The 20,008-nt window shown below is 64.7% G+C and carries 18 protein-coding genes; 6 read left to right on the forward strand and 12 right to left on the reverse strand.

What is annotated here, in order from left to right; translation table 11 throughout:
• Window positions 1-10: 10 nt before the first annotated feature.
• From SALLO_RS0113755 to SALLO_RS17415, 5 genes are all read right to left on the reverse strand, one after another.
• Window positions 11-1,501 carry an NADP-dependent isocitrate dehydrogenase gene (locus SALLO_RS0113755; protein WP_022836882.1) on the reverse strand — a complete coding sequence of 497 codons (1,491 nt, stop codon included), beginning with the start codon at window positions 1,499-1,501 and terminating at the stop codon, window positions 11-13.
• 273 nt (window positions 1,502-1,774) lie between these two features.
• Window positions 1,775-2,140: a DUF2294 domain-containing protein gene (locus SALLO_RS0113760; RefSeq protein WP_022836883.1), complete on the reverse strand. Its 366-nt coding sequence runs from the start codon at window positions 2,138-2,140 to the stop codon at window positions 1,775-1,777.
• A gap of 192 nt (window positions 2,141-2,332) precedes the next feature.
• Window positions 2,333-2,737 (reverse strand): hypothetical protein, encoded by a 405-nt coding sequence (locus tag SALLO_RS0113765; protein WP_157621522.1) that lies wholly within the window; start codon window positions 2,735-2,737, stop codon window positions 2,333-2,335.
• A gap of 279 nt (window positions 2,738-3,016) precedes the next feature.
• Window positions 3,017-4,369: a Y-family DNA polymerase gene (locus SALLO_RS0113770; protein WP_022836885.1), complete on the reverse strand. Its 1,353-nt coding sequence runs from the start codon at window positions 4,367-4,369 to the stop codon at window positions 3,017-3,019.
• 79 nt (window positions 4,370-4,448) lie between these two features.
• Complete coding sequence (locus SALLO_RS17415) at window positions 4,449-4,880, reverse strand: LexA family protein (protein ID WP_022836886.1); 432 nt, start codon at window positions 4,878-4,880, stop codon at window positions 4,449-4,451.
• Between the two features lie 247 nt (window positions 4,881-5,127).
• On the opposite strand from SALLO_RS17415, the gene SALLO_RS0113780 reads away from it, so the two are divergent.
• Together SALLO_RS0113780 and SALLO_RS0113785 are read left to right on the forward strand one after the other, a co-directional pair.
• Window positions 5,128-6,045, forward strand: a complete 918-nt coding sequence (locus SALLO_RS0113780) for a calcium/sodium antiporter (protein ID WP_228702831.1) — start codon at window positions 5,128-5,130, stop codon at window positions 6,043-6,045.
• A gap of 32 nt (window positions 6,046-6,077) precedes the next feature.
• Window positions 6,078-6,434 carry a DoxX family protein gene (locus SALLO_RS0113785; RefSeq protein ID WP_028567278.1) on the forward strand — a complete coding sequence of 119 codons (357 nt, stop codon included), beginning with the start codon at window positions 6,078-6,080 and terminating at the stop codon, window positions 6,432-6,434.
• A gap of 22 nt (window positions 6,435-6,456) precedes the next feature.
• On the opposite strand, the gene SALLO_RS0113790 is transcribed toward SALLO_RS0113785, so the two are convergent.
• Window positions 6,457-6,660 (reverse strand): hypothetical protein, encoded by a 204-nt coding sequence (locus SALLO_RS0113790; protein WP_022836888.1) that lies wholly within the window; start codon window positions 6,658-6,660, stop codon window positions 6,457-6,459.
• A 78-nt stretch (window positions 6,661-6,738) separates the two neighbouring features.
• Between SALLO_RS0113790 and SALLO_RS17420 the strand changes: the two genes are divergently transcribed.
• Window positions 6,739-7,464: a DUF2459 domain-containing protein gene (locus tag SALLO_RS17420; protein WP_022836889.1), complete on the forward strand. Its 726-nt coding sequence runs from the start codon at window positions 6,739-6,741 to the stop codon at window positions 7,462-7,464.
• A 2-nt stretch (window positions 7,465-7,466) separates the two neighbouring features.
• Window positions 7,467-8,342, forward strand: coding sequence for a glycosyltransferase family 2 protein (locus tag SALLO_RS0113800; RefSeq protein ID WP_022836890.1), 876 nt, complete (start codon window positions 7,467-7,469; stop codon window positions 8,340-8,342).
• Window positions 8,343-8,347: 5 nt separating this feature from the next.
• Here SALLO_RS0113800 and SALLO_RS17425 read toward each other — a convergent pair whose 3' ends face one another.
• Window positions 8,348-9,247: a sterol desaturase family protein gene (locus SALLO_RS17425; protein WP_022836891.1), complete on the reverse strand. Its 900-nt coding sequence runs from the start codon at window positions 9,245-9,247 to the stop codon at window positions 8,348-8,350.
• Between the two features lie 146 nt (window positions 9,248-9,393).
• Between SALLO_RS17425 and SALLO_RS0113810 the strand changes: the two genes are divergently transcribed.
• Window positions 9,394-10,062 (forward strand): hypothetical protein, encoded by a 669-nt coding sequence (locus SALLO_RS0113810; RefSeq protein ID WP_228702832.1) that lies wholly within the window; start codon window positions 9,394-9,396, stop codon window positions 10,060-10,062.
• 31 nt (window positions 10,063-10,093) lie between these two features.
• The gene (locus SALLO_RS0113815) at window positions 10,094-11,416 is read left to right on the forward strand and encodes an ABC1 kinase family protein (RefSeq protein WP_028567280.1); all 1,323 of its coding nucleotides are present in this window, start codon (window positions 10,094-10,096) and stop codon (window positions 11,414-11,416) included.
• A 382-nt stretch (window positions 11,417-11,798) separates the two neighbouring features.
• On the opposite strand, the gene SALLO_RS0113820 is transcribed toward SALLO_RS0113815, so the two are convergent.
• The 5 genes from SALLO_RS0113820 to SALLO_RS0113840 all read right to left on the reverse strand — a co-directional run bounded on the left by SALLO_RS0113820 (window position 11,799) and on the right by SALLO_RS0113840 (window position 19,854).
• On the reverse strand, window positions 11,799-12,992 hold the full coding sequence (locus SALLO_RS0113820) for an ABC transporter permease (RefSeq protein WP_022836893.1): 1,194 nt from the start codon (window positions 12,990-12,992) through the stop codon (window positions 11,799-11,801).
• A gap of 57 nt (window positions 12,993-13,049) precedes the next feature.
• The gene (locus SALLO_RS0113825; RefSeq protein WP_022836894.1) at window positions 13,050-13,817 is read right to left on the reverse strand and encodes an ABC transporter ATP-binding protein; all 768 of its coding nucleotides are present in this window, start codon (window positions 13,815-13,817) and stop codon (window positions 13,050-13,052) included.
• A gap of 171 nt (window positions 13,818-13,988) precedes the next feature.
• Window positions 13,989-15,125, reverse strand: coding sequence for a sensor histidine kinase (locus SALLO_RS17430; RefSeq protein WP_022836895.1), 1,137 nt, complete (start codon window positions 15,123-15,125; stop codon window positions 13,989-13,991).
• Between the two features lie 29 nt (window positions 15,126-15,154).
• On the reverse strand, window positions 15,155-18,814 hold the full coding sequence (locus tag SALLO_RS0113835; protein WP_022836896.1) for an ABC transporter permease/M1 family aminopeptidase: 3,660 nt from the start codon (window positions 18,812-18,814) through the stop codon (window positions 15,155-15,157).
• Window positions 18,815-18,948: 134 nt separating this feature from the next.
• Entirely contained in the window at window positions 18,949-19,854 is a 906-nt protein-coding gene (locus SALLO_RS0113840; RefSeq protein WP_022836897.1) for an ABC transporter ATP-binding protein, read from the reverse strand.
• Between the last annotated feature and the right edge of the window lie 154 nt (window positions 19,855-20,008).

The following is a 20,008-nucleotide window of genomic DNA, read 5'->3' on the forward strand; positions in this document are numbered from 1 at the left end:
GGTACAACGGTCACTCGCCCTGCCCCAGCGAGTAGGCGCGGCGTCCGTCGAACGTGTACAGGTGCTCCGTCTTAATGACGTCCCAGCCGGCGTTGTGCAAAGCCCCAAGAAGGTCGAGGATGCGGGCAAAGTCAATAGCCTCGGCATCGGCCGGGAGAAAGCGGCAGCGCCAGTGATCCGTCCAGAACGTCTCCGGGAGGCCGTCGGGGTACACCTTCACGCCGCGATTGGTGATCATCTTGAGGCCCCAGTTCACCGTCGCGGCGGCCTCCTCCAGCCCGTGGCCAATCACGTCCGGATCGCGCCCGTCGTCGTCCCAGTCGATGAACACATCAACGCCGCGCAGGACTTTCTCTTGCGCCGGCGTGGGCGCGGGCTCCACGTGGATTCCGCCCGAGCGGTAGCGCACCGGCTTCAGCGTATCGGGTTCGGCCCCCAGCCGCGCGATGACGGCGTCGGTAAACGCCTCGGTGCCCACCTCGCGGTGGCTCGTTTCCGCCTGGTAGATGTCGGCCGTGTGGATTCCATCTTCGAGCGTCTTCAGCCACGCGTTTTTGATGGTCTGCGCCACGTCGGCCGCGCCCAGGTGCACCAGCATCTGCGTCGCCCCCACGAGCAGCCCCGACGGGTTGGCAATGCCGCGCCCGGCAATATCGGGCGCCGAGCCGTGCACCGCCTCAAACATGGCCACATCCGTCCCGATGTTGGCCGAGCCGGCGAGTCCCACCGAGCCTGCAATCTGGGCCGTAATGTCGGAGAGGATGTCGCCGTAGAGGTTGAGCGTCACGATCACGTCGAACTGCTCGGGCTGCGCCGCCACCCGCGCCGCCCCGATGTCGATGATGAGCTGATCGCTCTCGATGTCGGGGTACTCGGCGGCCACTTCATCAAAGACCTCGTGGAAGAGGCCATCGGTGTGCTTCATGATGTTGTCTTTCGTCATGCACGTCACCTTCTCACGGCCGTAGGCCCGCGCATACTCGAACGCATAGCGGATGATGCGCTCGGAGCCGGGGCGCGTGATGAGCTTCAGGATCTGCGCCACCTCCCGCGTCTGCTGATGCTCGATGCCCGCGTAGAGGTCCTCCTCGTTCTCGCGGATCACCACCACGTTCATGTCCGGGTGGTTCGAGTCGACAAACGGCGCGTAGGCCTTCGCCTGGCGCACGTTGGCAAACAGGCTGAGGGCTTTGCGCAGCGTCACGTTCAGGCTCTTGTAGCCGCCGCCCTGCGGCGTGGTGATGGGGCCTTTCAGCAGAACTTTGTTGTTGCGGATCGTCGTCCACGCGTCCTCGGGAATGCCGGAGGTGATGCCGCGTTCGTACGCCGCCTTGCCGATGTGAACGACGTCGTACTGCAGGGGTGCATCGGCCGCGTCGAGGATGCGCAGCACCGCCTCGGTAATCTCCGGCCCGATGCCGTCGCCATATGCGACCGCGATGGGAGTGGGCGTATCGAGGGTGGGCGCGGGGGCCGTGGATGGATCAGCAGCTGTAGGCATATCGAAGAAGGAAGCTTAAGTGAAGGAGGCATACGAAAAAAGCCGACACGCAACCCCTGCACACGGAGGTCGGATGTCGGCTATCAATCGTTGCACCTGCTTCGCGAAGCGGAGCCTGTGCGCGGCTTGGGCCAGATATATGTGGAGCGATGCGCGCGCGGCTTGCCGGGGGCCTTCCGCCCACACATCGGGAGCCATGGTACAAGCGCCGGGCGGTGGATGCAAGCCGCAGCGGCAGGCTCACGGCATTTTCACGCGTCACCGGGCGCGGAGCTACGAGCGAAAGGCGGCCGCAAGGTCGTCTGCCATACTGAACACAAACACGCGCTCGCCGGTCCGTGCGCTGATGTCGGTGTGCAGGCTCACCACCTCGGTGCCGGTGGCCTCGGTGACGAGGGCGCGCAGGGCGTCGCTAGAGCTTTCGATGAGGCGCGAGCGCATCTGCTTGATGAGGTCGACGCCGCCGTTTTCGTGGCTCAGCTGCTGTTCGGCCGGACTCAAGATGCCCTGCAGCCGCACCACCACGAGGTCCTCAATGATGAAGGTGCGCGCCTCCTTGGGGCCGCGGCCCAGGTAGTCGCGCTCGAACTTGGTGATGGCCTCGGTAACGGCCGCTTCGACTTGTCCTTTGGTGGGCATCGGCGGGGAGTAGGCAAACGGGAACGGACAGGCGCACAGGGGCGCATCAAATCTATCCGATGGCCGCGACGCATGCAACCGCCGCGCGGTGGACATCCGGTGAACCATGCCCTAACGCGCGCCTCACGACGTCGTGTCGTATGCCGCGCACGGCCGCGCAGCCCGTACGCATGTCATGATGTATGCGGTGGACTAACGCCGGGCGTCTTGGGGCGTGCGCGTATCCCACGCTTTTATGTAGGGTGCCTCGCGCAGCTCGTCGTACAGCACAGCGACACGCTTGCCAATGGCCATAAATTGCTGAACCCCGTCTTTCATCACGCGCACTCGGATTCGCCCATCGGCTTCTTTTGGCGCGCGCACCACGGCCTTGAAGCGCTTGGCCAGCGTGGTGGTCTCAAACGGCACGGTGAGCTGCGAGGGTTTCTTCGGCGGACTGTCCAGGGCGCTCCAGTCTAGCACCTCAACGGTTGTGAGGGCCGCTCCATCCGCAGCGCGTATCTGCACCGTATAGGTCGGAGCGGTTCCTTGCGCATGGCAGAGCGCGGGGGCTATGAATAACAGGAGTGCGGAGACAACCGAGGGTAAGCGTTTCATAACGGAGCATGCGTGTAGTGAAACGGAGCGCACGATCGGCACCCGCGCGGCGGCGAAGATAAGGCTATGCCAACGATCTCAGGACCACGTGTATTGGTCCTTGCAGCCGCCGGCGTAGCGCGAAGGGCAGATGTCGCTTTTTCTGGACATCGCATGGTCGCTGCTGTGCGGATGCATTTCAGCTCTAAGGTAAGCTGTTCAGATTTAAGACATACGGCAGAAAGAAATCGAATGCAATACTTGTTTGCTTGCTCTTCATGGTTTGCGGGTTCAATCAGCTCAACCCGCAGGCCCGCGCACGTATCGGGCCATGGCCCGGGGCACATCCGTCCACCGCGTGGTGTAGCACGGCGAGCGTTGGTGCTGCGCCATGGCCCAGGCGCAAGCGTCGGGTTCGCGGACGTGCCCGCGGCCCGTCCGGGCGATGTAGACGGTGCCCCGCCCCATGCGCGCGTTCAGGGCGTCCACGGCGCGCATCAAGGCGTCTTGGCTGCGTAGTGCAGGCGCTGCGGGGGCGGTGCCGGTTGCATCGGCGGCAAACAGCCCCAACTGCCGCGCGCGCTTCGGGCGGAGGGCATAGAGCAGCACGCCGCACTTCTTGTAGCCCACCCGTTCGCCGGCAATGGTAGACCGGTAGACGGTGGCCAGCAGGCGGCGGGCGGTGGATACAAGTACCGGCGTGTAGCTGGTGGGCTGCGGCAGGGCCTGCGCGGCGCGGTTGCTGTAGTGCGGCGGCGGCCCAAACCGCTTGGTGGTCACAAAAATTTGCATTCCGCCGGCGTCCAGCCCTTCGTGGCGCAGCTTCTCGGCGGCGCGCTGGGTGTGGTGGGCCAGCGCCTCGGCCAGGACATCTTGCCTGTACACGCGCTGTCCAAACGAGCGGCTGCGTATCAGCGTCTTGCGCTGGGGCGCGGGCGGGTCAACGGCGTGGCAGCGCTCGCCCCGCAGCTCCCGCGCGGTGCGCAGCCCAGTCACGGCCATGTGCTGCCGGATCCACGCGTCGGGAAGCGCCCGAAACGCCGCCGCGTCCGTCACGCCGCGGGCCGACAGGCGCTTGGCATGCGCGCGGCCAATGCCCCACACGTCGCCGGCGGGCGTGGCGCGCAGCACCTCCGTTAGGGCCGGCTCGGGCGGACACACAAAGACGCCGTCGGTCGCTTTTGCTTTCGCATTGGCTACCTTCGCGAGGGTCTTCGTCGGGCCGATGCCCACGCGTACCGGAACCCCCACGTGCCGCCGCACGGTCTGCCGCATCCGGCGGGCCACGCGCCGCAGCCGATCGACCGGTAGCGCGGGCAGCGTCGCAAAGGCTTCGTCGATCGAGTACACCTCCAGGTCCATCACCGCCCGCTCCAGCACCCGCATCACCCGCTGCGACATGTCGGCATACAGCGGATAGTTGCTCGACAGCACCGCTGCGTCGATGCGATCGAGGGCGGCGCGCCACTGAAACAACGGAGCGCCCATCGGGATGCCCGCCGCCTTCACTTCCGATGAACGGGCCACGATGCAGCCGTCATTGTTTGAAAGCACCGCCACCGGGCGCCCGCGCAAGGACGGATCGAAGACCCGCTCGCACGAGGCGTAAAAGTTTTCGCAGTCGATGAGCGCAATCACGTCTGCAGCAGACATGCGAGGCACCGGGTACGTGAGACAAACGAATACGTGTTGGTGAATGCCGCGTCGTAAGCCGCGCGCCGCGATCCGGCCGTCAAGACACCGCGTGGATGGCATGCTGCACCACGCCCCACACCATCAGGTCCTGCCCGTCCGCGATGCGGATGGGCGCGTGATGGGGGCTCTCGGGCACGAGGTACGGCTGCCCGCGCCGCACCTCGTAGCGCTTCACGGTCAGGTCGCCATCCAGCGCAGCAATGACCACGTCGCCCGCCCGCGGCCGCGGCGCGCGATCAACCACCAGCAGGTCGCCATCGTGGATGCCGGCGCCCGTCATCGAGTCGCCCCGAACGCGCACGTAAAACACCGAGGGCCGCCCGCCGGTGAGGTACTCGTTTAGGTCGAGAGCCGTCTCCACGTAGTCGTCGGCCGGGTTGGGGAAGCCGGCGGGAACGGTGGACAAAAAGAGCGGATGGGCAAGGCCGTGCAGCCGGAGGGGGCCCGGCGAGGAGGCAAGAAGCGGCATGAGCGCATGGCGTTTGTGATTGATAGCAGGCGGTTTCTTAACATACGAACGCCCACACATATTTCAAACATGTTTTTGATTTCGTTACGATGCCCGCGCGATCCGCTCGCCACGTGGGAACGATACCCGGCGCGTTGCCCAAAGCGCACACCGCCTGGGGAACTGCGCCTCAGGTTGCTCTTTGGAGCGCGCCGGTTCTCCACAGACGAAAGCCCGCACCTCCATGGCATCAGCTGCCCTGGCACTCATGGCAGGACTCGCATTGCTCACCATCGGCGCGGAAGGCCTGGTGCGCGGCGCGTCGTCGCTCGCCCGGCGCCTGGGCATGTCGGCTCTTCTGGTGGGACTTACGGTGGTGGCGTTTGGCACCAGCGCGCCGGAGCTCGTCGTCAGCCTGGGCGCAGCCCTGCGCGGCAGCAGCGCGGTGGCTCTGGGCAACGTGGTGGGCTCAAACATTGCCAACATCGGCCTCATCCTCGGAACGGCCGCGCTCATCCAGGCCCTCAACGTCAATGCGCAAGTCATTCGCGTGGAAGTGCCGCTGCTCGTTCTGGTATCGGCGGGCCTGCTGGCGCTGCTCTACGATGGCACCGTCAGCCGCCTCGAAGGCGGACTGCTCGTAGCGGCGCTGGTGGCGTACCTCGTCTTTAGCATCCGGGCGGCCCGGCGCGAACAGCATCCGGCGGTGGCGGCCGAGTACGAGGAGGGGGTGCCGCCGCAGCGCGCGTGGGGCCTCGATGCGCTGTACGTGGCCGGCGGACTCGGGCTGTTGGTGGGCGGCGCCAATCTGCTGGTGGGCGGCGCGATTACCATCGCCGGGGCGCTGGGCGTCAGCGAAGCCGTCATCGGACTTACGGTGGTGGCCGTGGGCACTAGCTTGCCGGAGCTGGCCACGTCCGTGGTGGCGGCCTGGCGCGGCGAGGGCGACATCGCCATTGGCAATGCCGTAGGCTCGTGCCTGTTCAACATCCTGTGCATCCTCGGCATCACGGCCCTGGTGCAGCCGCTGTCAACCGCCGATTTGCAATGGGCAGACGGCGCGATGCTCGTCGGACTGCCGGTGCTGCTGCTTCCGCTTATGCGCACTGAAGGGCAACTGCGCCGCTGGGAAGGGGGGCCCCTCCTCGTGATCTACGCCGCGTATGTTGCGTATCTGGTAACCTGACAGGCTGCCAAGTTTATGGATCAAACCCACCGATGGCGACACTCTCCTGCTATGTCCTCGCCGCCCTCTTTGTGAGCACGGGGTTGTTGCACTTCATCATGCCGCAGACGTTTGTGCGCATCGTGCCGCCGTATCTGCCGCGTCCGCTGCTGCTGGTGTACATCAGCGGTGTTTTTGAGATAGCGGGCGGTGCGGGGTTGCTGGTGTCCACCTGGCGCCCGCTTGCCGGATGGGGCCTCATCCTCCTGCTCATCGCCGTCTTCCCCGCCAACGTCCACATGGCGCTGCATCCCGCGGCCTTTCGGCCAATTCCTGCGTGGGCGCTCTACCTCCGGTTGCCCTTACAGGTGGTCCTCATCGCCTGGGTGTACGCGGCCGCCGTGGCGTAGCGGGGCCGGCGGCTACAGGGCATCATTGCCCGCGATTGAGAAAGAACAGGATGGCGTATAGCTCCAAAAGAAGCGCGAGCACGAGCAGCGGGATGTGCGCGAAGGCACTGTTGAGGACGGCCAGCGGCCCCTGCACGAATAGTTCGAAGAGGCCAACGATGCCGCCAAACAGGCAGAGCTGGCCCACAAAGGCGGCAATGAACGGTAAGCGCTCAAATAACTCCATACGTAAGGGGTGGAAACGGTTCAACAACTGACGGTTTCTTTTTATGCGTAGCACGACGCGCGCACCGGACACCGGCGTATGAAACCGCTCATGCTCCTCTTCAGAGAACGCTTCTTTACCGTCGGTACGGGCGGCTGCTCGCTGCTGCGACGCCCGTGGTGGGCCCTGGCGGTGCTGCTTGTGGGGTGCGGATTGCCGGAGCCTGTGCGCACAGAGCGGGCGCCGGCGGACACAAGCCGCGTCACGATTACACTGATTCGCCACGGATGGCACGCGGGCCTCGCGGTGCCGCGCGCCGCGCTCGATTCGGTGGCGTGGGTGCAGGACGTGCTTGGGCCCACGGTGCAGTTTGTGGAAATGGGGTGGGGCGAGGCCCGCTACTACCCGGCGCCCGATCCCGGATGGTGGGCCACGGTGCGTGCGGGCGCCTGGCCGACCGGCAGCGTGGTGCATCTGGTGCCGGTGACAACCGCGCTCACCGCGCGCTTTCCGCGCCAGCCTATGGTGCGGCTTCGGATCACCGAGCCGAGTCTTGCTGCGTTGCTGCGCTACCTCCGCGCCTCCGTCGTCGTTCGGAGCACGGGGCGGGCCGTGGGGGCGGCTCCGGGATGGTATCCTACCAGCCAGTTTGTGCGTTCGCCGCTCACGTACCACCTATTTCAGAACTGCAACCACTGGGTGGCCGAGGCGCTGGAGGCGGCCGGGTGCTCAACGACGCGCTGGCGGGCGCTTACCGTAGGCGCGGTGCTTCGGCAGGCGCGCCGGTGCGAAGCCGCAATGCCTTCATCACGCACAGCACAGTAGCCATGCACGAAGCCATCGTCATTTGCACGCGCAACCGCCCGGCGGAACTGCGCATCACGCTTCGCAGCATCCGGCACGCCCTCGGCGCTCATCGCACGCTGTGGGTGATCGATGCGAGCGATGCGGCGCAGGCTAAAGCCACGGCGGCTTGCTGCGAGGGTCCATCGATGCACTACCGACGCTATGCAAAGCCGCCCTCGACCGCCGCTCAACGCAACGCCGGCGTCGACGCCCTCCCGCCATCGGTCGGCTGTCTGCATTTTGTAGACGACGACGTGACGGTGCGGCCGGGCCTGGCAGATGCGCTGCGTGCGCATCCGTCATGGGGCGGCGTGGGCGGCCGCGTCGTCGAGGCCCACGCCCACACGCCGGGCGCCACGGCGCTCCGCCGCCTCTTTCTGCTCGACCACCCGCGTCCGGGCCGCGTGCTTGCCTCGGGACACACCTCGTATCCGGAACCGGCGCCCCCGGGGCCTACGCCCGTCGAGTGGCTGCCGGGGTGTGCCTGCTCCTACCGGCGCGCCGTTTTTGATGCGTTTCGGTTCGACGAGCGCCTGCGTGGGTATGCAATGCTGGAAGACCTGGACTTCTCGTTTCGCGTGGGGCAGCTGCATCCGCTGCGGGCGGTGCCAGGGGCCGTGTTGGAGCATCGGCGCACGCCTACGGCCCGCTTCGACCGCGCGCGCTACACCGAGCGGGCCCTCATCCACCGCTGGTGGTTTGTGCGCAAGCACTTTGCAGCGTGGGAGCGTTTGGCCTACGCGTGGGCCGCGCTGGGTGAGGGGCTGGCGCTTTGGCGGGCCGGCGACCGGGCGCGCTGCAGGGGCTGGCAGCGCGGGCTACGGGCCGTTTGCGCCGGACGTGATCCGTTATTGTAAAACAATCAAGTAGACGCATCGGGCGATGGTGGAACCGACGACGCAGCATCTGCAGGTGCCGCGTCGGCCGAGGCGTCGCCTGCGGGATCGGGCGCGCGCCACGGGGTGCGCAGCACGCCTGCAACCGACTGATGCGCCGGGGCATCCCATCCGTCCAGCCCAAACCGGATCGCCGACACGTCGGCGCGCATCCGAAAGGTGCGCCCGAGGCGGTCCCACCACGAGAACAGCGCGCTGTAGTTCGAATCCGTTTCGGGCTGCCAGCGCGAATGGTGGATCTTGTGCATGTTGGGCGTCACGATGACGGCGCGCAGTGCCCGGTCGAGCGCCGGGGGGAGCGCGATGTTGGCGTGATGAAACTGGACGACCGCAAACATTAGGGTTTCGTACAGCACCAGCTCCCACAGGTGCACGCCCACCGCCACGATGATGCCGATGCGGAAAAGAGACGACAGCACAATTTCGCCGGTGTGAAAGCGGCTCGCCGTCGTTACGTCCATCGTGGGGTCGTGGTGATGCACGCGATGGAAGCGCCACAGCACCGGCACCACGTGGTTCAGGCGGTGCCACAGGTACGTCCACAGATCAAGCAGCAACACAGCGCCCAGGGCATGCACCCAGGGCGTCCATCCCGCCGCGGCGGGCAACGCATGCAGCAGCCCCACGTCGTGCTGCTGCGCCCACAGGGCCGCCGCGCCCCACAGCCCCACAAAGCCCACCGAGATGATGACGGCGTTGAGTCCGCCCAGCAACAGGTTCCGCAGCGCATGTGTGCCGCGGGCGCGGGCATCGCCGCGAAAGAAATCAAACAACGGATGGGCGTGCTCCCACAGCAGCAACACCACCAGTCCGGCCAGCATGGCCAGCGTCTGGGTTTGCTGAAGGGCACCGAGTAGGGCCGCCATGGTGCTTTTTTATTTGTATGACATGTTATTACATCTGTAGAAATTCGGTGTGAGGGCGTAGGTTCCGCGGCGCGCGCAAAACAACAACCGCAGACCGCCGGTACGTACGACGCTTCGCCAGTCCGTTCCCTAGTGCTTCTGTGCGCGTGTCTCCCGACGATTTTGCCGAGCAACAGCCGCTTGCCCAGGCGGCGGCCGCGTGTTACGTAGACGAGGCGGCGGCGTGCACGCGGGCCGCGATCATCGAGCGCAGCGGGCAGCCGCCCGACGTGTTCGATCGTCACTTCACCCATCCCGAGGAGGCCCTCACGGCCTTCTACAACCTGCTGGTGCCGCAGTATCGCCTCATCACCGCCTCCACGGAAGGGTTTGGCGACTTCTCGTTCGAGGAGCGCCTGGCGTCGTTCCACTACATTTTGCTCGATGGATTGGCCGAGCAGCGTGCCTTCGTGCAGGCCACCTTCGAGACGGCCGTGCGCACGCGCTCGTCGTTGCGTGCAGACCTTCGCGCGGCCCTCAAGGAGCTGCTCACCAGCGCCGATGTGCCCAACACCAACCGCCTCATCACGGGCCTGTGGCCGGTGCAGGCGGTCCTCGTTGAGGTGACGATGGCGGTGCTCCGCTTTTGGGTGGCCGACGAGAGCGCCGAGCAGCAAGCCACCACCGCGCTCGTCGACAAGCTCGTTGCGTTCATTGCTGAACTCGTGATGTTTGGTGGCGTGCAACGCGGCGTAGACCTCGCCTGGTACCTTGCCCGGGCCGATCTGCTGGGCCTCAAGCGCTTGCCCGTTGTGGGGCGCTGGTTTGGGTCGTAACACGTGCTCTGCTGGATAATGATGGACCTGCATGTCGGACGCATCGGACGATTCCTTTCCCGCCTCTAAGCTCGACCGTGGAAAGATTTTTGCCAAGACCGGGCTCAAGGTGGGTGCCAACTACGCCAAGTACCTGGCCGACCGCGTCACCAAGGGCAAAGACGATGGCACGCGCAAGCGTGACCTGAACACCCGCAACGCCCAGGAGCTCTTCCGCGAGTTTACCAAGCTGCGCGGCACGGCCCTGAAGCTGGCGCAGTCGATGAGCATGGACACGGGGGTGCTGCCGGAGGAGTTCATGGATGTGATGGCGCAGGCGCAGTATCAGGTGCCGCCGATGAACAAGGCGCTGGTGCAAAAGCGCATCCGCGACGGATTGGGCGCGTACCCGGCGCAGCTGTTTGACGCGTTTGAAGCCGAGGCCCTGGCGGCGGCGTCGATCGGGCAGGTGCACCGCGCGCGCCTCGACGACGGCACGCCCGTGGTGGTGAAGGTGCAGTACCCCAACGTTCGCGAAACCATTGCCTCGGACCTCGCGATGGCCCGCTCCATCATCAAGCGGATCGTGAAGAGTCCCAACCTCGACGAGTACATGGACGAGGTGCGCGCCCGGCTGAACGAAGAGACCGACTATCTGAACGAGGCCGAAAACATCGCCTTCTTTGCCGAGCAATATGCGAGCGATGCGGTCGTCACGCCGCAGCCGGTTCGGGCGTACACCGCCGAAACCGTGCTTACCATGACGTACGTGGAGGGGCAGCACCTCGACGCCTTTCTGGCCGACGACCCGCCCCAAGCGCGCCGCGACCACTTTGGACAGCGCCTGTGGGATTTCATCCACGAACAGATTGCGAGCGACCACCGCACCATCCACGCCGATGCGCACCCGGGCAACTTCCTCTTTCGCACCGACGGCCGCCTGGGCGTTATCGACTTTGGGTGCGTGAAGACGTTTCCGCAGGACTTTCGCGACGATATGCTGCGGCTGTGGCGGGCGCGCATTGCGGATGACAGCGCGGCCATCGAGCCGCTGCTCTACCGCCTCGACATTTTGCACGAAGGCATGGATGCCGCGGCCCGCGCGCGCCTGCGGGACTTCTTTGACCGCTTCGGGTCGTTGATTGTGCGCCCGTACCGCACCGACCGCTTCGACTTCGGCGCGCCCACCTTCCACCAAGAGCTGCAGGCCCGCTTTCGGGAAGCCTCGGAGCTCCGCGAAACGACCGGCTCGCCGCACTTCGTGTTCTTAAACAAGGTGCTGGTGGGCATCTTCAACCTGATGGGCCAGCTGGGGCCGGTCATCGACACGCGACGCAGCCGCACCCTGCTGGAAGGCACCGTCACGGCGCTGTAGCAACCGGGCGGGACCGCACTCCTCGATCGGGCGCGTGCGTCTCGCTGATCCACAGCGGGCGTCGTCGGATCCCTCGCCAGCATCGGTTCTAAGGCAGCGAATTTCGCCTCGCCTGCTGCGGCGGGAGTGAAGCGCACACCCCCCGGCATGCCCCAGCGTGCCGCTTACGGGGCACGTACCGTAAACGATGGGGGCGTAACATTTACAGGCCGTGAATTTGCCGCATCCTCGTCCGCATGGATCGGAAGGGCGTAGCGGTACGAGCCAGGGGCAAGTCCGGCGGGGAGGCGTGCGCGGAGGGTGTCCGTGGCGTCCGAGAGGACGCGTCATCGGTCGGTCGTGCACACCACGATGGACCGTGCACACCACGATGGACCGTGCACTACGTCCGGAAGATGATGTTTTCCTGCCGGAAGAGATAGGCGCACACGCCCAGCCCCAGCGCGGCCCACACCGCGAGCGAGCCGTAGACGAGCGCCAGCATGCCCAGGGCGATGTCGCCCGCGATCACGCCTTTGGTGGCAAGCGAGACGTTCAACACCGGGACGAGCGCCGTCACCGCGTCGAGCTCGATGCCCGGCAGCAGGCCGATGAAGACCGGGAAGATGACCACGATGGTCAGCGGGTTGATGATGCTCTGCGCTTCCTTGAACGACTTGGCGTAGAAGGAGAGCGAGAGCTGCGCCGCACCGAAGAAGAGCGTCAGCGGCACGAGCATCGTGAGCAGCGCCGCCATGACGCCGGGGTCGAGAATGTCGTACGCCGCGTCGAGCAGCGACTGCGGAACGTCGTCGACGAGCATCGGCGAGATGACGACGCTTCCGATGGCGATCACGGCCGAGGCCACGCCCGTCAGCACGATGGTGCCAAGCTTGCCGAGGAGGATCTGCGGGCGGCTCGCCGGGGTGGAGAGCAGCGCCTCCAGCGTGCCGCGCTCTTTCTCCCCGGCGCCCAGGTCGATGGCCGGGTACATGCTGCCGAGGAAGCAGAAGAGAATAAAGACGTAGGGCAGAAAGCCGCCGATGCTACGCGCGATCTTCTCCTGCGCGGTGGCTACGTCCACGTCGCGCACCTGCACGGCCTCGGTGGCGTCGAGCGAGAGCTGCAGGGTCGAAAACCGCTCCTCTAACAGCTGCCGCTCGTAGCCGTCGAGCACTTGCTGCAGCCGGCGCCGCAGGATGTCGGTGTTGTCGCCCGACTTGTAGACGAACTCGATGGCGCCCGCGCGCAAGTTCTGCACGGCGTCCTGGAAGGACGGGGCTACGATGAAGGCCGCATCCAGCACCTCGCGCCGGACGCGCGCCCGCGCCGAGTCCGGCGCCAGCCTGGTGACGACGTCCACCTGGGGCGCCGCCGCAAGCCGCTCGGCCAGCCCGTCGGCCTGCGCGCCGTGGACGAGCGCCACGCGCAGCGTCCGCTGGGCGGCCTGTTCACTCTGCGACTGCATGATCCACGTCGACGCTACAAACAGTAGCGGAAACAGCACGAGCGGCACTACCACCATGGCAATGATGGTGCGGCGGTCACGCAGCGTGTCAATCAGCTCTTTCTTGAAGACGGTAAATGCAGCGCGCATGGTAGGTCGGCGGGTCGAGGGAGGAAGGGGGACGAGCCGGAGCGACGCGGGGAACGATCAGGCCGCTTCCACGCGGCGAATGAACTCGTCTTCGAGGGTGGGCGCTTCCATTTCATCGGAAAAGGCGTCGAACGAGCCGGCGTAGAGGAGACGGCCCTCGTGCAAGAGGCCGAGGTCGTCGGCCAGCAGGTTGACCTCGTCCATCCGGTGGGTGGAGAAGATGACGGTTTTGCCATCGTCGCGGCACTGGCGCACGAGGCGGATGATGCTGCGGGCAGCGATCACGTCGAGCCCGGCGGTGGCCTCGTCGAGCACGACCACGTCGGGGTCGTGGATCATCGTGCGGGCGATGCTCACCTTCTGGCGCATGCCCGTCGAGAACTTGCCGATGCGCCGGTCGGCAAAGGCGTGCATGTCGAGCAGGTCGAAGAGCGCGTCGCGTCGCCGCTGGAAATCCGTAGAAGAGACGCCGTGCAGGTCGGCGTGGTACTTGACGAGCTCGTGGGCGGTGAGGCGGTCGTAGAGGCCGGTGCTGCCGGTCAGGAAGCCGAGCTGGCGGCAGACGGCGCGCGGGTGCTCCATCACGTCGCAGCCGCCGACGCGGACGGTGCCTCGCGTCGGCTTGAGCATGGCGGCAATGATTCGGAGCGCCGTTGTCTTGCCCGCGCCGTTGGGGCCGAGCAGGCAGAAGATGCGGCCCGGTTGGCAGGTGAACGAGACGTCGCGCAAGGCGTCGAGGGTGTCGCCCGTGTAGCGGTCGCCCATTTCCTTTTTCTGCTCACGCGAGAGCGTGTACGTCTTGGAGAGCTGTTGCACCTCGATCATAAGAGTACCGTTGGACACGTGAGATCGCGGGAGAAGGCTTCAGTCACGGAGGATAAGCACGCCGTCCCCTTTCGGAAACCCCTCTTTAATGAACGGTGACATGGTGTGCTGAACGGCAGATTCCGCCAGCGGGGAGCCGGCTGGGCTGCCAGAGACGGTGCTGCCATCCGTCTACGACCGTTGGCTAGACGTCGCCGCTGCATGGGTTGCGTCTGCAGGTTTGGTGGCAGAGGCATCCGTACCTGTTTGCACGCGGCTGGGATTGCGGGGGACGCGCGCCGTTGCAACCACGGTAGCCGGTCCATCCATTCCTAACTCGATCGAAGCCTCGGAGCCAAAGAGCAGGCGGAGGCGCTCGCGTACGTTTTGCAGCCCAATGCCGCCGGAACGGTCCGACCCATTGAGTTGCCCGGTGTTAGCAACCCGCAGGTGCAGCGCATCGGCAGCGCAATGAGCGCTCACCCGCACCGTACCGCCGTTGGGCCGGGGGGCGATGCCGTGTTTGATGGCGTTTTCCACGAGCGTCTGTACGAGCAGGGGCGGAACAGAACGGCTGCACACGGCGGGGGGAACATCAATCCGGTACGCCAGCCGCTCCTCTAGGCGCACCGATTCGAGTTCGAGATACGTGCGTACAATCTCGATCTCCTTGCGCAGCGGCACCGTAACCGTCTTGCTGCTTTGCAGCGTGGTACGCAAGAGCCGCGCGAGGCGTGTGATCATCGTCTGCGCTTGCTCCGGATCCTCCGCCACGAGCGCGCGCACGCTGTTGAGGCTGTTAAAGAGAAAGTGCGGGTTGAGCTGCAGCTTGAGCGCGTCGAGCTTCGCCTCGCGCGATTGAACGGCCATCTCTAGCCGGTCGATTTCGGCCTGCCGGTAGTTCCAGAAAAAGTGCAGGCCGAAGTAGATCGTGGACCAAACGAGCAAGAGCAGGCCACCTCCGGTGAGGGCCGACACCAACAAGACGGGCTTCTGCAGCGTTGACAAGTCGCCGGCCCCCTCCGGTAGCCATCCGGCTTCACTCATGCCAATTTGAACCAGGTTCCAGATCACACTGAGGAGTACTGCAGCCAGGAGCATGCGGGGAATGAGCGCGCGTAGGGGGAGGCGTGTCCAGTTGTAGGCGCGGAGATACGCGCGGTACGCGTGCGTAAGGCCGACGCCCAAGCCTACTGTTAAAACAAACCCAGTACCGAGTTCGATCGTGTGCGCCGCATCTTCCAGCAGGGCGTACAGCACGACGCCAAACGCCGCCCATAGGCCCCAGCCGCCAAGCTGGCACACCCAGTATGCCTGTTTGCGTGTCATCAGAATGGGGGGAATGATGCTGCGCGCGGTCAGTCGTCCGCCGCCCGCGCGACGGTCGTCACGTTATCGCCCACAGCGCGGTCGATGAGCTTGGCGTACGGGTCGATGCCCGCGCGGGCAGGCTCGTCGTCCACGGTCACAGTGATCGTCTGCGCGCCGCTCTTAAGACGGTGCTTGCGCAGGTAAAGCGGCTCGGGCGGCACGTCGCTCGTGTCGGGCGGAAAGACGCCCACGTCGATCCAATCGTTCATGGCAACTTCGGTTTCCGCGCCTAGGCTATCGGCCCGTACCTTTCGGGCGATTACGTTGAGCGTCACGCGGTAGCGGCCGTTGCCGGTCGGCGTGTAGGTGGCCTTAGTTGTGCGGTTTTCGTAAAGCGTAATGGTGCGAAACCAGTCATCGAGAATGTACTGGAGCGAGTCGGGGGTAACGGCCTCCAGCTCCTGCATCAGCTCCCGGGATGTAGGATAAGGCGGCTTGTTGAACTTCGTTTTGTTGATAAGACGACGCAGGGCCGTGTTCACGCGGTCCTCGCCAATGTAGTCTTGCAAGGCATACATCACGTTCGAGCCCTTCTGGTAGTGGATGTATTCCTGGCCAGCTACGCGCACAAGCGGCCGTTCGCCGCGCGATGCCGTCCGGCGCCCTTTCAGGTACCGATCGAGTTCGTATTTCAGAAAGCGGCGCATCTGGTGCGCGCCGTAGCGCTTCTTCATCACCATGAGCGCGCTGTACTGCGAGAGGGTCTCGGAGAGCATCGCGGCGCCCGCCACGTTTGCAGGCGCCACTTGGTGGCCCCACCACTGGTGCGCCACCTCGTGCGCCGTCACGTAAAACGGGAAGTCGATGTCGCTTTCCTCGTCGAAGCGCATGATGAAGCCCATTGACTCGGAGAACGGGATGGTGCCCAGAAACGACTGGGCGAAGGCGCCGTGGTACAGCGGAAACTCGGCAATGCGTAGGTGGCGGTTCTGGTACGGGCCGAAGTGGGTGGTGTAGTAATCGAGCGCCGTGCGCGCCCCGGCTACGAGGCGGTCGAGGTTGAAGGTGTGGGTTGGGTGGTGGTAGACGGTGATGTCAACCGGTGCCTGCCCGGAGGCCGTATCGGGCGGCGTCCACCGGGCAGCGACGGTGTCGTACCGCGCAGAGAGCACTGTGTAGAAGTGGAGCATGGGCGCGCGGGTCGTAAAGCGCGCGTAGCGCCGTCCGTCAGAAAGCCATGTCGTGTCGCGGTGCCCGGGTGCCAGCGCAACCTGATCGGCAGCGGTGCTCACCGTCGCAGTGAAGTCGATCCAATCGGCATAACGGCTGAAGGCGTTTGTGCGCTGCGCCAGCGAATCATTCCTGGGCGGCAGAGGTGGCTTCGGCGGCAGTCCATAGTCCTCGCGCTCGCTGGGCGTGGAGAGCTCGCGCCTCGGTTGATAACCAATCTGCGGGAGCACGTTGTTACGCAGAAACGTGCCGTTGGCCACGAGCGCATCCACGTCTCCGGCGAATCCACGGGTGCGGATTGCCTGGCGCAGGGACAGCTGGAGCGTATCGTTGGGTGGCAGCGGTGCGTCCAGCACGTACGTGCGAAAGCCCAATGCCTTATCGTTTAGTGCGATTGTAGCCGGCTGGCTAAACGTGAGCTGCTCGACGTGCACGTCGTCTTGCGGGGGCAACTGCACATGCACCGAGTCGATGGCGCGGGGCGTCTTGTTGACAAGCGTGTACGAGCCGGCGATGGTTGCATCGCGCCGGCTCGGAAAGAGGTCGATGGCCACGTTTACCGCTGTCACGCGCGGCTGTGGGGTATCTTCGAGCAGGCCGTACGTCCGCTCGTAGCGGGCACGCAGCGCCTTCTGCTCGTCGTTGGTACGGTAGGTGTGCAGCACGTTTACATTGTAGAAGATGACAGCCCCGGTGCAGAGCATGAGCGTGCTCGCGCCGCCGAGGCGCAGCGCCATCGGGCGCGTGAGGCGGCGTTTGGCCTGCTCCCAGCGCGCACGGAGCGTGGTTTCGTTACCGCGTACCCACAGCAGGCGGGCGATGAGCGCCAGCACGAGGGCCACTGCGCTCCAGTGCAGGGCCGTCCACGCAAAGCGCGTGAGGTAATGGCCGTACCCGTTCAGGTCGGAGTACGGGATGCTGATCCCGCCGCCGAAGACGTAGAGCGGATGCTCCAGCCCCAACTGCGGGAGGAAGGCCAGGCTGAGGTAGTAGAGGATGATGAGGAGGTGGCCAACATACTTATGATTGACGACTGTATGCACGACAAGCGCCAGCGCACAGAAGAGCGCGTTCGATAGCAACCCGATGCCGAACAGCTCGCTCACGTACAGCCCCAGCTCAAACTGCGTGTAGCCCTTCACCAGTTGCGTTCCAATGCCTACAGCCATAATAACGGCCTGGAGCACTACCACCATCCCAACCAGTGCTGCAAATTTCGACACGAGCGCAAGGCTGCTCGGCACGGGCAACGTGTCGGTAAGCGGTTGCACCTTTAAGTCGCGCTCGCGCCAGACGAGCCGCCCGGCGTAGAACGCGATGAGCACTACCATAATTATGCCGAAGCCGGCGCTCAGCTCGTTTGCTACGATGCGTGTTACGGGCTGAACGGTTGTGCCGTACTGCTGCCCAATCTCGTTTGCCCCGATGATAAGGAAAACCATACCGCCCGCCAAAATAGCGTAAAAGTACACGTCGCGTACAATCTCAGAGAAAGCGCGCCGTGTGAGCGCTACAAGCTGCTGGAGACGCGCCCGGCTGTTATAGAGCAGCTGCACCGACGGGAGGTCGAGCTGCGAAATGAGCGTGCTAACGCGCCCTGCCGTCAGCGGATCTGCTTCCTCATCCGCTGTTGTGGTATCGGCCGATCCACCGCCCGCGAGGTGGGCAACGCGAAACCGTGCAATGACCCCGGCAACGATCGTTCCGCTTATGCCAATCCACAGCAGCCGGTTAGCCAAGAGCAAGCCCGTGAGCGGCACGAGCCGTGTGTTCTGTTCCGTGGTCGTCCAGTAGCGTGTTACCTGATCCACCGTGATGAGGCCAAACGGATCCAGCAGCGCCGCGATCGTGCTATTCTCGATCGGGTTGCCGGCGATGAGCGTCGCTGCGATGCTGTGGCCGACGAGGAGCAGGATCCCTCCGATGTAATTGGGCAGCATCTTGCGTGTCGTCGCGGCCAGGGCAAAGAAGAGGGCCCCGGTAAACAGCAGATTGGGTATGACAAACAGCAGGTACGGCTGCAGGTAGGCACTGAGCCGGAAGGCGCCGAACTCGCTGGCGTCGAGCCAGGGCGTCACCTCGCCCGCCATCAGGCCCAGCGCAAAGCTCGCAAAGATGTAGAGGTTCACGGCCAAGGCTCCCACAAAGCGCCCGCCCAGAAGATCAAGCTTGCGCACGGGCGTGGTAAACATGAGCGGATGAATCCCGCTGGCGTAGTCACGATAAATGGTTTGCCCCATAAAGGCCGCCGTGATAATAAGGCCCAAGAAACTAAAGAGGGTCGTGTATAACATGACGGCATAAGGCGAATTAGCCGCCACAATAGGGCTAAGGCCCCCGATGCCGCCGTCTCCAAAAGCCCCACCCTCGACGTTGACGAGCAGGAAGCTGAGGGCAAAGAAGAGCAGAAAGTACACGTGGGTAGAGAGCGCCCGGAACCGGAACCGGACTTCGTGTGATGCAATACGCCAGAACATGACAGGAAAGAACGAACAGTGAGAGGGTAACGGCTGGGGATGGTTGGACGTGTCGGCGCACTAAAGCGCACCAGCGGGGTCGGTAGCGGCTCCGGGCCGGCCGTCGCTGGCGCTGGATGCGCGCCCACGTTCCTTCAGGCCTTCAGGGCGGTGGCGGACACCAGGTCTTGCATTCGTACGAAGTAAACGTCTTCAAGTGTGGGGCGCGCTGGCTTAAACCCATCGCCAGGATCCTGCTCGGCATAGACGCGAATGACGGGTCGCCCGGCCACGAGCCGCACCGAGATGACATCGTGGCGCGCTTCGTACATCGGCAGGGTCACCCTTGTCACGGTGTGGCTCCAGATACGCCCTTCGAGGGCTCGAATGGCGCTCGCAGGGCTGCCCTCGAATACGATGGAGCCTTTGCGAATCATGGCCATGTTAGAGCAGAGCTCGCGCACGTCCTTCACGATGTGCGTCGAGAGGATGACAATGCGGTTCTCGCCGAGCTCGCTCAGTAGATTCAGAAACCGTGTCCGCTCGGAAGGGTCGAGGCCAGCGGTGGGCTCGTCTACAATGATGAGCTGGGGGTCGCCCAGGAGCGCCACCGCAATGCCAAAGCGCTGTTTCATGCCGCCCGAATAGCTGTCGAGCGTTTGCGTTCGTGCATCCTGGAGGTTTGTGCGGTCAAACAGCGTATCTACAGTCGCGGCGCGCTCGCTCGCATCTGTAATACCTTTCATCACCGCAAAGTGATCGAGGAGATGGTCGGCACGGGCCTTTGGGTACAGCCCAAATTCCTGCGGCAGGTAGCCCAGGCGACGGCGCACGCGACGTTTCTCTGTAAGTACGTTGATCGTCGCGTCGTCGGTGTTGAGCTCAACGGTGCCGTCGTCGGGCTCTTGCAGCGTGGCAATCGTTCGCATGAGCGTCGACTTACCAGCACCGTTGGGGCCCAGTAGGCCGTAAAGACCCGTGGAGACCGATAGCGTGACCTCCTTGAGGGCCTGTGTACCGTTTGGATAGGTCTTCGAGACGTTTTCAATGCGAAGCTGCATGGGAGTGCGGGGTTGTAAGGTAAGGGCAAGGGGCGCGTATGAGCGTACAGTATGCAGCGCTTAAATAAAGCATCTACCAAGTAGAGTATGCACTGCAGGACGTAACCTGTAGTCCCTTTTGATAGGCGGGAAAGGGGCGCGACGAGCGGCAAGA

The organism is Salisaeta longa DSM 21114, from assembly GCF_000419585.1.
Lineage (GTDB): Bacteria > Bacteroidota > Rhodothermia > Rhodothermales > Salinibacteraceae > Salisaeta > Salisaeta longa.